The following is a 14665-nucleotide window of genomic DNA, read 5'->3' as shown; positions in this document are numbered from 1 at the left end:
GGTAACGGGAGGTTGCCGTAATGGCCACGTCATCGGACAGGGTCCTCGATGCGCTGCGCGCATCCCTGAAGGAGAGTGACCGGCTCCGCCAGCACAACCAGCAGCTGACCGAGGCGTCCTGGGCGCCGATCGCCATCGTCGGCATGGGCTGCCGGTTCCCGGGCGGGGTGACCAGCCCGGACGAGCTCTGGGACCTGGTGGCCGCCGGTCGGGACGCGATCACCGAGTTCCCCGACGACCGGGGCTGGGGGACCATCCTCTCGGGCAACGAGGGCAGCTACGTCCGGGCCGGTGGGTTCGTCGAGCAGACGCCGTGCTTCGACTCGGGGTTCTTCGGCATCAGCCCGCGCGAGGCCCTGGCGATGGACCCGCAGCAGCGGATGCTGCTCGAGGTCACCTGGGAGACCCTCGAACAGGCCGGGATCGACCCGGCCGATCTGCGCGGTTCGAAGACCGGCGTCTTCGCCGGGGGCACCCACTCCGGGTACGCCGTCGGGGTGGCCGGCACTGAGGGCACCGGCGGCTATCTGCTCACCGGCAGTCTTGCCGCGGTGATCTCCGGGCGGGTCGCCTACTCGCTGGGACTCGAGGGCCCCGCGGTGACCGTGGACACGGCGTGCTCCTCGTCCCTGGTCGCCATCCACCTGGCGTGCCAGTCGCTGCGCTCGGGCGAGTCCTCGATGGCACTGGCAGGCGGGGTGACCGTGCTCGCCACCCCCGACTCCTTCGCCGACTTCGCCCAGCAGGGAGGACTGGCCCCGGACGGGCGGTGCAAGGCCTTTGCCAGCGCGGCCAACGGCATCGCCTGGAGCGAGGGCGCCGGCATGTTCCTGTTGGAACGTCTCACCGACGCGCGCCGCAACGGCCATCCGGTGCTGGCCGTCATCCGAGGCAGCGCGATCAACCAGGACGGCGCATCCAACGGGCTGACCGCGCCGAACGGGCCCTCCCAGCAGCGGGTCATCCGCACCGCGCTGTCCAACGCCCGGCTGTCCGCCGACGACGTGGACGCCGTCGAGGCGCACGGCACCGGCACGACGCTGGGCGACCCGATCGAGGCGCAGGCGCTGCTGGCCACCTACGGCCGCGACCGCGCGCCGGACCGTCCGCTCTGGCTCGGGTCGGTGAAGTCCAACTTCGCCCACACCGGTGCCGCCGCGGGGGCCGCCGGCCTGATGAAGATGGTCCAGGCCCTGCGACACCGGGAGCTGCCCCGGACCCTGCACGTGGACGAACCGACGGCCAGGGTCGACTGGTCGGCCGGTCAGATCGAGTTGCTCACCGAGCCCCGGCCGTGGCTCCCGGATGCCGGCGACGCCGAGAGCAAGGCCCGCCCCCGTCGGGCCGGGGTGTCTTCCTTCGGCATCAGCGGGACCAATGCCCACCTGATCGTCGAGGAGGCGCCACCCGAGTCCGACTCCACGATGGCGGGCGACGGCCCGTCGGGCGCCGAGGCGAGCGGTCGCCGGACCGACCCCTCGAGCGGGGGCGCGCTGCCGAACGTCCTGAGCGGACCGTGCGTGGCCTGGGCGTTGTCGGCGCGATCGACCGGTGCGCTGGCGGGGCAGGCCCGGCGGTTGGGCGCGCGGGTCGACGGCGACCCGAGTGTGGATCTTGTCGATGTGGGCTGGTCACTGGCCGCGACCCGGACCGTCTTCGAGCGGCGCGCGGTTGTCGTCGAGGCTGAGCGAGCCGGGTTGCTGACCGGACTGGTGGCCGTCGCCGCTGGTGAGCCTGCCGCGGGTGTGGTCTCCGGCGTTGCCGCTGTCCGTGGCCCGACGGTGTTCGTCTTCCCCGGTCAGGGGTCGCAGTGGCTCGGGATGGGGCGGGAGCTGATCGGGGCGAGCCCGGTCTTCGCCGCGCGTCTCGCCGAGTGCGAGCGCGCGCTGGAGCCCCACGTGGACTGGTCACTCGGCGCGGTGCTGGCCGGTGAGCCGGACGCGCCCGGTCTGGACCGCGTCGATGTGGTGCAGCCGGCGCTGTGGGCGGTGATGGTGTCGCTGGCCGCGGTGTGGCAGGCGGCCGGGGTGCGGCCGGACGCGGTGGTGGGACACAGCCAGGGTGAGATCGCCGCCGCTGTGGTCGCGGGAATCCTGGGTCTGGACGACGCGGCGAAGGTCGTCGCGCTCCGTAGCCAGGCGCTGACGGCGTTGTCGGGCCTCGGCGGCATGGCCTCGATCGGTGCGCCGCTGGAGCAGGTCGAGGCCCGGTTGACCGTACGGCCCGGGGTGGCGGTGGCGGCGGTGAACGGTCCGGATGCGACGGTCGTGTCGGGTGATCTCGCTGACTTGCGGGAGCTGCTGGGCGAGTGTGAGCGGGACGGGGTTCGGGCGCGGTTGTTGCCGGTTGACTATGCCTCGCACGGGCCGCAGGTGGAGGGCATCCGGGGGCAGGTGCTGGGTGCGTTGTCCGGGATCGTTCCCGGTCCGGCCAGCGTGCCGATGGTGTCGGCGATGACCGGTGAGCACCTGGCTGGCCCGGAGGCTGACGCCGAGTACTGGTACGCGAGCCTGCGCAACTCCGTCCAGTTCGACCGCGCCGTCAGGGGCCTGCGCCAGGGCGGGTACGGACTCTTCGTCGAGGTGTCGCCCCACCCGGTCCTGACCGCGGCCGTCGAAACCACCCTGGAGGGCATGGTCGGCACCGCGGGCGAAGCCCGAGCTGGTTCGGCACCCATCGTGGTCGGCACGCTGCGCCGTGACGACGGCGGCGTCCCTCGGCTGCTGGAATCCCTGGCCGAACTCCACGTACGCGGGGTGGTCGTCGACTGGCCAGGGGTGTTGGTCGGTGGTTCGCGGGTTGAGTTGCCGACGTATGCGTTCGAGCGTCAGCGGTTCTGGCCGGTGTCGTTGTCGGGCGGGGCGGGGGATGTGCGGTCGGCTGGTTTGGATTCGATCGGGCATCCGCTTCTGGGTGCGGCGGTGGAGTTGGCCGATGGTGATGCCCGGGTGGTGACGGGTCGGTTGTCGGTGCGGGCTCAGCCGTGGCTGGGTGAGCACGTGGTGGGTGGTTTTCCGTTCTTTCCGGGTACCGGGTATGTCGAGTTGGCGGTGGTGGCGGGGCATCTGGTGGGGTGCACCCGTGTCGAGGAGCTGACCCTGGCCGCTCCGCTGGTCCTGCCCCCGGACGCCGAGGTTCAGGTCCAGATCACCGTCGGCGGCCCGGGCCAGGACGGCCTGCGCGAGGTGGAGATCTACGCTCGCCCGCAGGATGCCGGCGCGGGCTGGGTGCGCTACGCGAGCGGGCAGATCGGTCCGTGCGGGTCCCCGGCCGAGCAGGACACGACCGACTTCACGGTGTGGCCACCGTCCGACGCGACCGCGACCGACATCGGCGGGCTGTACGAGGCGCTGGCGGAGGCCGGCCAGGACTACGGTCCGGCCTTCCAAGGGCTCAGCGCCGTCTGGGAACGGGGCGAGGACATCTTCGTCGAGGTGGCGTCCCCCGAGGACGTCGACACAGGCGCGGCCGCCTTCGGGATCCATCCGACCGTGCTGGACGCCACGTTGCACGCGGTGTGGATGAAGCTGCTGGACGAGGGCGCGCAGATGCCGTTCGTCTGGTCCGAGGTGTCGCTGTTCGCCTCGGGCGCCACATCCCTGCGAGCCCGGCTGCGGCGCGGACCCAACGGTGCGGTGTCGCTGCTCGCGGTCGACGGGGCGGGCGCACCGGTGATCTCGGTGGGTCGGCTGGCATTGCGGCCGGTGCCCTCGGCCGCACCGGCATCGGCCGATCAGCCGGCCGAAGAGGCCCTCTTCGGCGTGGAGTGGTCTGCCATCCCCGACACCGACTCGACAACCGCTCCGGTCGCCGAGACCGGGCCTTGGGTCGTGGTGGGCGCGGACTCCCTCGGCGTGGTCGAGGGCCTGGTCGCCGGGGGAGTGGAGCCGGAGGTCCATCCGGACCTGTCGGTGCTGGCCGATGCGGCCACTCCGGTGCCCGGGGTGCTGCTGACCGCCGTGGGTACCGGTGATGTGGACCGGACGGAAGACGGTGATCAAGGTCGGGCCGCACGCCGGCTGACCAACGAGATGGTCGCCCTGCTGCAGCAGTGGCTGAGCCTTGACTCGCTGGCCGACACCCGGCTGGTGGTGGTGACTCGGGGCGCGGTCGCGGTCCGGCCAGGGGAAGGCGTCGCCGACCTGGCCGCTGCGGGGGTCTGGGGCCTGGTGCGGTCGGCCCAGACCGAGAACCCCGGCCGCCTGTTGTTGGTGGACCTGCCCACCGACCCGGGCGCCGACCTGGTCGGTCTGCTCACCGAAGCGCTCTCGTCACCGGAGCCGGAGCTCGCCGTCCGCGACGGCCAGGCCTACGGACGCCGCCTGGTCCGCCCGACGGGCCTGGTGACCGACCCGGAGACCACCGACACCTCCGTCCCGGCCGAGGAATCCGGCGCCGCCGAGGAACCCGGTGCGGTGTTGGTGACCGGTGGTACGGGCACGTTGGGTGGGTTGACCGCGCGGCATCTGGCGGCGACGGGTCGGGCTCGGCATCTGTTGTTGGTCAGTCGTTCCGGTCCGATGGCGGCGAGTACGGGGGCTGGTCCGGCCGAGGTTGCCTCGGCGGTGGCCGAGGCCGGCGCCGATGTTCACATCGTGGCGGCGGACACCGGGGACCGTGTGGCGCTGAGCGGCGTGGTGGCTGGTCTGCCGGTCGGCTGTCCGTTGACCGGTGTCATTCACACCGCAGGGATCGTGGATGACGGTGTGGTGGGTTCGCTGACGCCTGAGCGGGTTGATGCGGTGATGCGGCCGAAGACCGATACGGCGTGGAACCTGCATGAGCTGACGGCGGGCCATCCGGTCGAACACTTCGTGATGTTCTCCTCGACGGCGGCTGTTTTCGGTGGTGGTGGTCAGGGCAACTACGCCGCGGGTAATGCGTTTCTCGACGGGTTGGCCGCGCATCGGCGTGCGGTGGGGTTGCCGGGGTTGTCGTTGGCGTGGGGTGCGTGGGTCGCCGAGATCGGGATCGGCCGCAACCTGAGTGCCAGCCAGTTGGCTCAGGTCAACTCCGGTGGCAACTTCGGCGCCGACGAGGGCCTTGCCGTGCTCGACCTGGCCCTGACCCGCGACGAAGCCCTGCTCGTACCCAGCCGGATCGACGTCGCGACGCTGCGTGTGGCCGCCTCTCGAGGACAGGCGCTGCCTCGGTTGCTGCACACACTGTCCGGTCCGATCCGCCCGGTCATCAGCTCGGCCGCCAACGCCGCCCCCGACACCTCCATCCTGCATCAGCAGCTGGCCGGGGCTCCCGAGTCCGAGCGCGACCGGATCCTGACCCAGCTCGTGCGGGCCCAGGCCGCCGCGGTGCTCGGGCACTCGTCGCCGGAGGCGATCGAGCCGGCACGGGCGTTCACCGAGCTCGGGTTTGACTCGCTCACTGCCGTGGACCTTCGGAACCGGCTCAACCAGGCCACCGGGCTGCGACTGCCCGCGACGCTGGTGTTCGACTACCCCAGCCCCGCCGCGCTGAGCCAGCACATCGGCAAGCAACTCAGCGGCGTCCTCGACGACGTCGTCCCCATCCCGGTAACCCCCATCGCGGCCACCACCGACGACCCCATCGTCATCGTCGGCATGGGCTGCCGGTTCCCCGGTGGCGTCAACAGCCCGGACGAGATGTGGCACCTGCTCAACTCGGGCACGGACGCGATCTCGGGATTTCCCGACAACCGGGGCTGGGACCTCTCCGGCAGCTACGACCCGGATCCCGGCAGCCCCGGCAGTTCCACGAGGGGAGGCGGATTCGTCGACGACGCCGCGGCGTTCGACCCCGGCTTCTTCCGGATCAGCCCGCGTGAGGCGCTGGCCATGGATCCACAGCAGCGGCTGCTCCTGGAAATCTGCTGGGAGGCGTTCGAGCACGCCGGCATCGACCCGACCTCGCTGCGCGAGTCGACGACCGGCGTCTTCGTCGGCGCCACCGCGTCCGGGTACTCGGATCTGGGAGTGACGGGCGACGGCGCCGCCGGGCACCTGCTCACCGGCAACATCGCCAGCGTGATCTCCGGACGGGTCTCCTACACGCTGGGGTTGGAGGGCCCGGCGGTCACGGTGGACACCGCCTGCTCCTCCTCACTGGTCGCGATGCACCTGGCCGCCTCGGCGCTGCGGGCAGGCGAATGCTCGCTGGCACTGGCCGGCGGTGTGATGCTCATGATCGATCAGGGCGGGTTCCTGAGCTTCGCCCAACAGGGAGCACTTGCCGCCGACGGCCGGTCCAAGCCGTTCTCGGCCGACGCCGACGGGATGGGGCTGGCCGAGGGCGCCGGAGTGGTCGTCCTGGAGCGGTTGTCGGATGCGCGGCGCAACGGTCATCCGGTGTTGGCGGTGGTTCGGGGTAGTGCGGTCAATCAGGATGGTGCGTCGAATGGTTTGACCGCGCCGAATGGTCCGTCGCAGCAGCGGGTGATTCGGGCGGCGTTGGCGAGTGCGGGGTTGGCCGCTGCTGATGTGGATGTGGTGGAGGCGCACGGGACCGGTACGTCGCTGGGCGATCCGATCGAGGCGCAGGCGGTGTTGGCGACCTACGGTCGTGACCGTCCCGCCGACCGGCCGCTGTGGCTCGGCTCGGTCAAGACCAACCTCGGCCACACGCAGAGCGCGGCCGGTGCGGCAGGCGTGATGAAGATGGTCCTCGCCCTGCAGCACCAGGAGCTGCCGGTGAGCCTGCACGCGGACGAGCCGGCGCACAACATCGACTGGTCGGCAGGCCATGTCGAGCTACTGGCCGAGGCCAGGCCGTGGCCGGTGAACGGGAGGCCTCGGCGGGCCGGCGTGTCGTCCTTCGGTATCAGTGGCACCAACGCACACCTCATCCTCGAGGAGCCGCCGCCTGTAGGTGCTCCGGAGCCGGAGGGTGCGAACGGTGCCGAGGGCCGACCGGCGGTGCTGCTCGACGCCCCACCGGCGTGGCCGCTCTCCGGCCGGACCGCGGGTGTGCTGGCCGCGCAGGCGGGTCGGCTGGTGGCGTGGGTGCGCGGCCGTGACGGTGTGGCCCCGGCCGACGTGGGCTGGTCGCTGGCCACGGCACGGTCGGCGTTCGAGCACCGCGCGGTGGTGCTGGGGTCCGACCTGACCGAGCTGCTGTCAGGAGCGACCGCGGTGGCCGAGGGCGAGTCGACGGCCACCGTGCTCACCGGGACGGTGCCGGCCGGCCGGCCGGCACGGGTCGGGTTCCTGTTCGCCGGCCAGGGGGCCCAACGGGCCGGAATGGGACGGCAGCTCTACACGGCCAGTCCGGTGTTCGCGGCGGCGTTCGATCGCGCCGCCGACCTGCTGGAGGCCGAGCTCGGGTTGCCCATCCGCGAGGTCGTGCTCGGTGCGCCCGAGGACGACCCGGGTGCGGTGCCGGACCACGGTGACGACCGGGAGGCAGGTCGGGCCGATCAGACGGTGTTCGCCCAGACCGGCCTGTTCGCGTTGGAGGTCGGGCTGGTCGCGGTGCTGGCCGAGGCCGGGATCGTGCCCGACGTGGTCGCCGGGCACTCGGTGGGCGAGATCGCGGCGGCGCACGCGGCCGGAGTGCTGAGCCTCGAGGACGCCTGTGCGCTCGTGGCGGCTCGGGCCCGGCTGATGCAGGATCTGCCGCCGGGTGGGGCGATGGCGGCCGTCGCGGCGAGCGAGGCCGAGGTCCTCGCCGAGCTCGAGGGCGTGCCCGGGGTGTCGCTCGCGGCCGTGAACGGGCCGCTCTCCGTCGTCGTCTCGGGTGAGGAGGTCGCGGTCGACGAGCTGGTTCGTCGGTGGCGGGAGCAGGGCCGGCGCGTGCGCCGGCTGCGCGTCAGCCATGCCTTCCACTCGGCCCTGATGGACCCGGCGCTGGCCGAGCTGGGAACGGCGGCCGCCGGTCTGGAACACCGCATGCCGGCGACGTCCTGGGTGGGTGCGCTGTCGGGTGCGCCCGTCGAGGCTCCCGACGCGGGGTACTGGACGGCCCAGGCCCGTCAGCCCGTGCGGTTCGCGGACGCGGTGAAGGCGATGGCCGAGCTGAGTGTGTCCGTCTTCATCGAGATCGGCCCGGACGGGACGCTCTCCGGGATGGCCTCCACGGCGCTCGGCGACGCCGATCCCGACGCCGGCGAGAGTGCGGAGGACTGTGCGGAGTTCATTCCACTGCTGCGCCCGAACACCCCGGCCGCGACCTCCGTGTACGCCGCGCTCGGCCGCGCGCATGTCCACGGAGTGAGCGTGGACTGGACCGCCCTGCTGCCGGTCGGACGGCGGGTCGATCTCCCGACCTATGCCTTCAGCAGGAGGCGTTTCTGGATCGGGACGGGGATGCCGGCCGAGCTGCCCACCGGGTCCCGGACCGGCACAACGGGGGAGGCACGGTTCTGGGCCGCTGTCGAGGGCGGCGACGTCCGGGCACTGGCCGACGAGCTGGCGGTGGAGGATCGGGAGCGGCTCGACGGGGTCCTGCCGATGCTGGCCTCCTGGCGACGCAGGGAGCGGGAGGACTCGGTCAGCGCCGCCTGGCGGTACGCGATCTCCTGGGCCCGGGTGCCCGATCCGGTGGCGGCGGTGCTGTCCGGTGTGTGGCTCGTGGTCGTCTACCGGGCCGAGCAGGCCGAGGACCACGTGCGTGCGCTGACCGTGCACGGAGCTGAGCCGGTGGTCGTGGAGGTGGCCCGCGGGCAGCTGGACCGGGCGTCGATCGCCGCCAGGGTCGGCCAGGCTCTCGACGACCTGCCCACCGTCACCGGGGTCGTCTCGCTGCTGGCGCTGGAGCCGGAGCCGCTGGAGCGCCACCCGGTGGTGGCCGCCGGCCTGGCCGCGACAGTGGGGCTGGTCCAGGCGCTGGGCGACCTGGGGGTCGCGGCACCGCTGTGGGTGCTGACCCGTGGAGCGGTGGCGGCCGTCGAGGGCGAGGTGCTGACCGCGCCGATGCTGGCTCAGGTGTGGGGCTTCGGCCGGGTGGTCGGTCTCGAACACCCGAACCGTTGGGGCGGTCTCATCGACCTGCCGGACGTACTCGACGGGCGGGCGGCGCAGCGCCTGTGCGCCGTGCTGGCCGGCGCCGGCCCGGGTTTCGAGGATCAGGTGGCCATCCGGGGCACCGGCATACTGGGACGCCGGCTGGTCCGAGCGGAACCCGCCAGGGGGCGCGATGCCCGGTGGACCCCGCGCGGCACGGTCCTGGTGACCGGCGGCAGCGGCGCTCTCGGCGGGCACGCGGCTCGCTGGGCCGCCGGCCGTGGCGCCGACCGGATCGCGGTGACCAGCCGATCGGGGGCGAACGCGCCCGGGGTGGCACGGCTGGCGGCGGACCTGGCCGAGTCCGGAGCCTCCGTGGCGGTGCTGGCCGGTGACGTCGGTGTTCGCGACGACGTCGCCGGACTGCTGAGGTGGGTCGCGGACAGCGGTCCCGGGTTGACTGCGGTGCTGCACGCCGCCGGTGTCGCCGAGACCACGCTGGTCGACCAGGCCGACCTGGCCGGACTGGCCGAGGTGATGGCGGCGAAGGTCGGTGGGGCGGTGTGGCTCGACCAGCTGACGGTCGAGCTGGATCTGGCGCAGTTCGTGGTGTTCTCATCGATCTCGTCGACCTGGGGCAGCGGAGCGCAGCCGGGCTACGCGGCCGGGAACGCCTTCCTCGACGCGTTGATCGAGAACCGGCGGGCTCGGGGCCTGGCCGGGGCGTCGGTGGCGTGGGGCCCGTGGGGCGGTGCCGGCATGGCCGGCAGCGAGGAGACGAGGACCGGGCTCAGCTCGCGAGGGTTGCGCTTCCTCGACGGCGACCGGGGGATCGGGGCACTGGCCTCGGTCGTGGACGGCGGTGGCGGGGCGGTCACGGTCGCCGACGTCGACTGGGCCCGGTTCGCCGAGGTGTTCACCCTGCTGCGGCCGAGCCCACTGATCGCGGACCTCCCGGAGGTCCGGGAGGTGTTCTCCCGCGCGGAGCCGGAACCGAACGCGCACGAGACCACCGCGCTGACCCACCAGCTGGCCGGCCGGTCGCCTGCCGAGCGGGACCGGATCGTCACCGGCCTGGTCCGGGCCGAGGTCGCGGCGGTGCTCGGACACGAATCGGCCGACGAGGTGGACCTGGTGCGCCCGTTCAGCGAGCTCGGGTTCGACTCGTTGACCGCGGTGGAGCTGCGCAACCGGCTCGGTTCCGCGAGCGGGCTGCGCCTGGCGAGCACGGTGGTGTTCGACTGCCCGACCGTCAGCGCGCTGGCCCAGCACCTGCTCCACCAGCTCGAACCGGCGAGCACCAGGGCGCCCGACACACATCGGTACGTTCTGTCGGCCCGCGTCGACCGTGACGCGGTGTCGACGCTCGCGCTCGGCGTCCTGTACCAGCAGGCCGCCGGAGCGGGCCGAGCCGACGAGGCCATGGCGCTGATGACCGGGCTGGCAGCGTTCCGGCCGAAGTTCTCCGCCATCGACGAGCTGGACAACATCCCGGCGCCGATGACGGTCGCGCGGGGACCGGCGACCTTCGGGATGGTCTGCCTGCCGTCGTTCTTCGGCCGTTCCGGTCCGCAGGAGTACGCCCGGCTGGCCGGGCGGTTCCAGGGCGTCCGCTCGATGTCGGTGCTCTCCGAGCCCGGCTTCCGCGAGGACGAGCCGCTGCCCGCGAGCCTGGCCGACCTCGTCCAGGTGCAGGTCGAGGCGCTGACCAGATCGCTCGGCGACGTGTCCGTGGTGCTGCTCGGCCATTCCAGCGGCGGGATGGTCGCCCACGCGGTCGCCAGGCACCTGGAGGACATCGGCCGGGCTCCGGCCGGGCTGGTGCTCCTCGACACCATGTCACCGCCGAAGAACGGGCTGACCGGGGTCAACTGGTCCGGCCTCCTCGACGGCGCGCTGGAGCACAACTCCCACGACGTCGAGGACACCGCCTGGTTGACCGCGATGGCGCACTACTACCGGTTCGACTGGCAGGAGGTCGGCACGTCGACCGTGCCGACGCTTCAGGTCTGGGCCAGCGACCCCATCCCGGGGGCGATGCAGATCACCACCCACCGGTCGACGTGGGCCTACTCCCGTCGCGCCGCGGCCGTCGAGGTGCCCGGTGACCACTTCTCGATGTTGGGCGAACACGTGGCGACAACCGCAGCCGCGATCGAGGAATGGCTGACCCAGCTGTGAACCGACACCGTCAAGGAGCAGAGACATGAGTACCGATCCACGCGATCACCGCCTGGCGGTCGTCGGCGGCGGGGTGATGGGTACGAACATCGCCGTGCTGGCCCTCGGCCACGGGGTTCCCGTTGTGCTCGTCGACGTCGGCGAACAGGAGCTGACGCAGGCGAAGGAGACGATCGCACTCAAGCTGCGGCACGCCCAGCTGATGGGCAAGCTGCCGGCCGACCGCGCACCTGCCGCGCTGACCACGAGTGTGTCGCTGGCCGACGCGGCCGACGCCACGACCGTGATCGAGGCCGTCACCGAGGTTCCGGAGACCAAGGCGAAGGTACTCGGCGAGGTCTCCCAGATCGTCCGGCCGGGCACCCTGCTGATCTCGAACACCTCGTGCATCCCGATCGACGAGATGGCGTCCTCGGTGGCCAGGGCCGAGGAGCTGGTCGGCGTCCACTTCATGAACCCCGCCTACCTGATCGCCATGGTCGAGGTGATCCGGGGCCCACGCACCAGCGACGCCAGCCTGACGGCGGTCACCGACCTGCTGGGGACGCTCGGGCGCACCGGTCTGGTCGTCGACGACGGCCCAGGGTTCGTGATCAACCGCGTCCTGCACCCGCTGATCAACAGCGCGGCACGGCTGGTCCAGGACGGCATCGCACCGGTCGAGGTGGTCGACGGCCTGCTCGAAGGCTGCCTCGGACATGCGACCGGGCCGCTGCGCACGGCCGACCTCATCGGCCTCGACAACCTCGTCGACTCGCTCAACGTGCTCTACACGCGCACCGGTGACACCAGTTGCCAGCCCTGTGAGTTCCTGCTCGACCTGGTACGGGCGGGCAAGTTCGGCCGGAAGACCGGCGAAGGCTTCTACGACTACGGAAAGGTGGCGTCGTGACCGACGGGACCGCCGCGGCGAACCCGCTGACGGCTGAGGCGATCGAAAGCACACTGACCAGCTATCTCATCGAGAAGACGAAGACCGAGCTCGGGCCGGACGACGACATTTTCGCCTCCGGCCTGGTCTCGTCGATGTTCGCCATGCAACTGGTCGTTCATCTCGAATCGACCTACGACATCGCCATCATCGGGTCCGAGCTGAAACTCGACAATTTTCGTACCGCCAAGGTGATGGCCGCACTGGTGCTGCGCCTCTCCGAGGGCGGCGTCACGGCCGATGTCTGAGCAGACCCAGCAACTGGACGACGGGCGAGCCCTGATCGGTGAGCTCATCGCCGATCACGCCGAGGACTGGGACCTCTCCGGTGAGCTGCCGATCGACCTGCTGCGCAAGCTCGGAGCATGGGGTCTGCTCTGCGCCGAGGTGCCCTCGGCCGCCGGCGGGCTCGGCCTCGACAGTGGCACGAGCGGCGAGCTCACCGCCTACGTCGGCAGCCTGTGCGGCTCAACCCGCAGCATCATGACCTCGCACGGGATGGCCGCCTGGATGGTGTCCCGCTTCGGTGACCGGACCCAGCGCCGGGACTATCTCGCCCAGCTGACCAGCGGACAGCTGGCCGCCGTCGGCTTCAGCGAACCCGAAGCCGGAAGTGACCTGGCCGCGATGCGGACCCGGATCCGCTTCGAGGGCGATACCGTCGTCGTCTCCGGTGAGAAGAAGTGGGTGACCGGCGCCCGGTACGCCGACCACCTGATGATTCTCGGCCGCCAGGACGACGGGGGCGCGGTCGTGGTCGTGCCGACATCGGCCCCCGGGGTCGCGCTGATCCCGATCCCCACACCCGCGCTCGGGTGCCGCGCGGCCGGGCACTGGCATGTCCGTCTCGACGACGTGCGGCTCCCGGCCGGCCATGTGCTGGGCGGTGGCGGTCAGGACCTGTCCATGCTCTTCACCACCGCCCTGTCGTACGGCCGGATCTCGATCGCCTGGGGCTGTGCCGGAATCGTCAGGGCCTGCCTGCGAGCGGCCACCGAGCACGCCAAGAACCGCGAGCAGTTCGGCAAGCCGATCGGTGAGCACCAGCTCGTCGGCCGGCACCTCGCGGAGCTCGTCGTCGCGGAACAGATCACGACCCGGGTCTGCGAGCACGCCAGCGCGGCCTGGCAGGCGTTCGCGCCGGACATGGCGGTCTCGACCGTGCTGGCCAAGCACGTCAGCGCCGGGCAGGCCGCCCACAGCGCCGCGACCGCCGTGCAGGTCCTCGGCTCGGCAGGAGCTATGGACGGACACGTCGTCGCCCGCGCCTATCGCGACGCCAAGCTGATGGAAATCATCGAGGGCAGCAACGAGATCTGCCAGCTGATCCTGGCCGACCACGCCCTTTCCCAAGCGTTCTGACCACATCCCGATTGCACCGACCACACAGAATCCGGTCTGTACGGAGGGCCCTTCCATGTCCGAAAACACCACGCTCGTCAAGTGCCTGGTCTGGGATCTCGACAACACCCTGTGGCAGGGCACCCTGTTGGAGGACACCGAGGTCCGCCTGTCCGACGAGGTGCGCGCCGTCATCGTCGAGCTCGACTCCCGAGGAATCCTGCAGTCGATCGCCAGCAAGAACGACCACGACCTGGCCTGGCGACGGCTGGAGGAGCTCGGCGTCGCCGAGTACTTCCTGGTGCCCCAGATCAGCTGGGGCCGCAAGTCCGACGCGGTGACCACCATCGCGAAGGAGCTGCAGTTCGCCCTCACCACGATCGCGTTCATCGACGACACACCGACCGAGCGGGCCGAGGTCACCTACCACGTCCCGGAGGTGCGCTGTTACACCGAGCAGGACGTCCTCTCGCTGGTCGACCGGCCCGAGTTCAGCCCGGCCGTCGTGACCGTCGATGCCAGCCGCCGTCGCGAGATGTACCAGGCCAACACCCGGCGCACGGTGGAGAAGGAGTCCTTCGACGGCCCTGACGAGGACTTCCTGCGTTCCCTGGACCTGGTGATGGCGATCAAGCGCGCCGACCAGGAGGACCTGTCCCGGGTCGAGGAACTCACGCTGCGGACCAGCCAGATGAACGCCACCGGGGTGCACTACTCCGACCCGGTCCTGCGCGGCCTGCTGGTCGACCCCGACCACGAGGTCCTCACGATCACCCTCACCGACAGGTTCGGCCCGCACGGTGCCGTCGGTGTCCTGCTGCTGGCCCGCCACCCCGGCGTCTGGCACCTCAAGCTGCTCGCCACGTCGTGCCGGGTCGTGACCTTCGGTGCCGGCACGGTGCTGCTGAACTGGCTGGTCGACCAGGCCGCCCAGGCCGGCGTGCACCTGGCCGCCGACTTCCGGCCGACCGACCGCAACCGCATGATGGAGATCGCCTACCGCTTCGCGGGTTTCACCCAGGACTCGGGTGAGTGCCTGAGCGGAGTCCAGCGCACCGCCGCCGACGCCGACATCCAGTGTCTGCACCTGGTCCCCGCCCGTCGGGAGGGCCCGACGACCATGCGGCTCGTCGCGCCCGACCTGACCGTGGCCATTCCCTCGCCGCGCTCGGTTCGCTCGGGCGACCGGTCGGTAGCTGCACCGGCCTGATCGGGGTGACCGGGTGAGCGGCCGGTCACCCGCCGCCACCGTCTCGGCTACGGAATGTGGAGCACACCATGAGCGAGTCCGAGCACC

Annotated in this window: 5 protein-coding genes; all 5 read left to right on the top strand. The window is 71.6% G+C overall.

Features of this window, described 5'->3' with window-relative positions; translation table 11 throughout:
• The first annotated feature begins 20 nt into the window (after positions 1 to 20).
• The 5 genes from G406_RS58135 to G406_RS0108050 are packed head-to-tail and all read left to right on the top strand — an operon-like array spanning position 21 to position 14578.
• Positions 21 to 11096 carry a type I polyketide synthase gene (locus tag G406_RS58135; RefSeq protein WP_037075673.1) on the top strand — a complete coding sequence of 3692 codons (11076 nt, stop codon included), beginning with the start codon at positions 21 to 23 and terminating at the stop codon, positions 11094 to 11096.
• 25 nt (positions 11097 to 11121) lie between these two features.
• Positions 11122 to 11988 (top strand): 3-hydroxyacyl-CoA dehydrogenase family protein, encoded by an 867-nt coding sequence (locus tag G406_RS0108065; protein WP_028933452.1) that lies wholly within the window; start codon positions 11122 to 11124, stop codon positions 11986 to 11988.
• A complete protein-coding gene (locus G406_RS0108060; RefSeq protein ID WP_028933451.1) occupies positions 11985 to 12275 on the top strand; it encodes an acyl carrier protein in 291 nt (96 codons plus the stop codon). The genes G406_RS0108065 and G406_RS0108060 overlap by 4 nt, the downstream gene beginning before the upstream one ends.
• Entirely contained in the window at positions 12268 to 13389 is a 1122-nt protein-coding gene (locus tag G406_RS0108055) for an acyl-CoA dehydrogenase family protein (protein ID WP_051341807.1), read from the top strand. Before G406_RS0108060 ends, G406_RS0108055 begins: the two co-directional genes overlap by 8 nt.
• A gap of 55 nt (positions 13390 to 13444) precedes the next feature.
• On the top strand, positions 13445 to 14578 hold the full coding sequence (locus tag G406_RS0108050) for an HAD-IIIC family phosphatase (RefSeq protein ID WP_028933449.1): 1134 nt from the start codon (positions 13445 to 13447) through the stop codon (positions 14576 to 14578).
• Positions 14579 to 14665 lie beyond the last annotated feature (87 nt).

The sequence above is a fragment of the Actinospineispora spinosispora DSM 44797 genome, from assembly GCF_000429025.1.
GTDB lineage: Bacteria > Actinomycetota > Actinomycetes > Mycobacteriales > Pseudonocardiaceae > Pseudonocardia > Pseudonocardia spinosispora.
This window is presented reverse-complemented; position numbering and strand designations above follow the sequence as displayed.

Bases quoted from the DNA above. Each gene is read 5' to 3' on its own strand.
- G406_RS58135 (WP_037075673.1), top strand. From the start codon at position 21: ATGGCCACGTCATCGGACAGGGTCCTCGATGCGCTGCGCGCATCCCTG.
- G406_RS0108065 (WP_028933452.1), top strand. From the start codon at position 11,122: ATGAGTACCGATCCACGCGATCACCGCCTGGCGGTCGTCGGCGGCGGG.
- G406_RS0108055 (WP_051341807.1), top strand. From the start codon at position 12,268: ATGTCTGAGCAGACCCAGCAACTGGACGACGGGCGAGCCCTGATCGGT.
- G406_RS0108050 (WP_028933449.1), top strand. From the start codon at position 13,445: ATGTCCGAAAACACCACGCTCGTCAAGTGCCTGGTCTGGGATCTCGAC.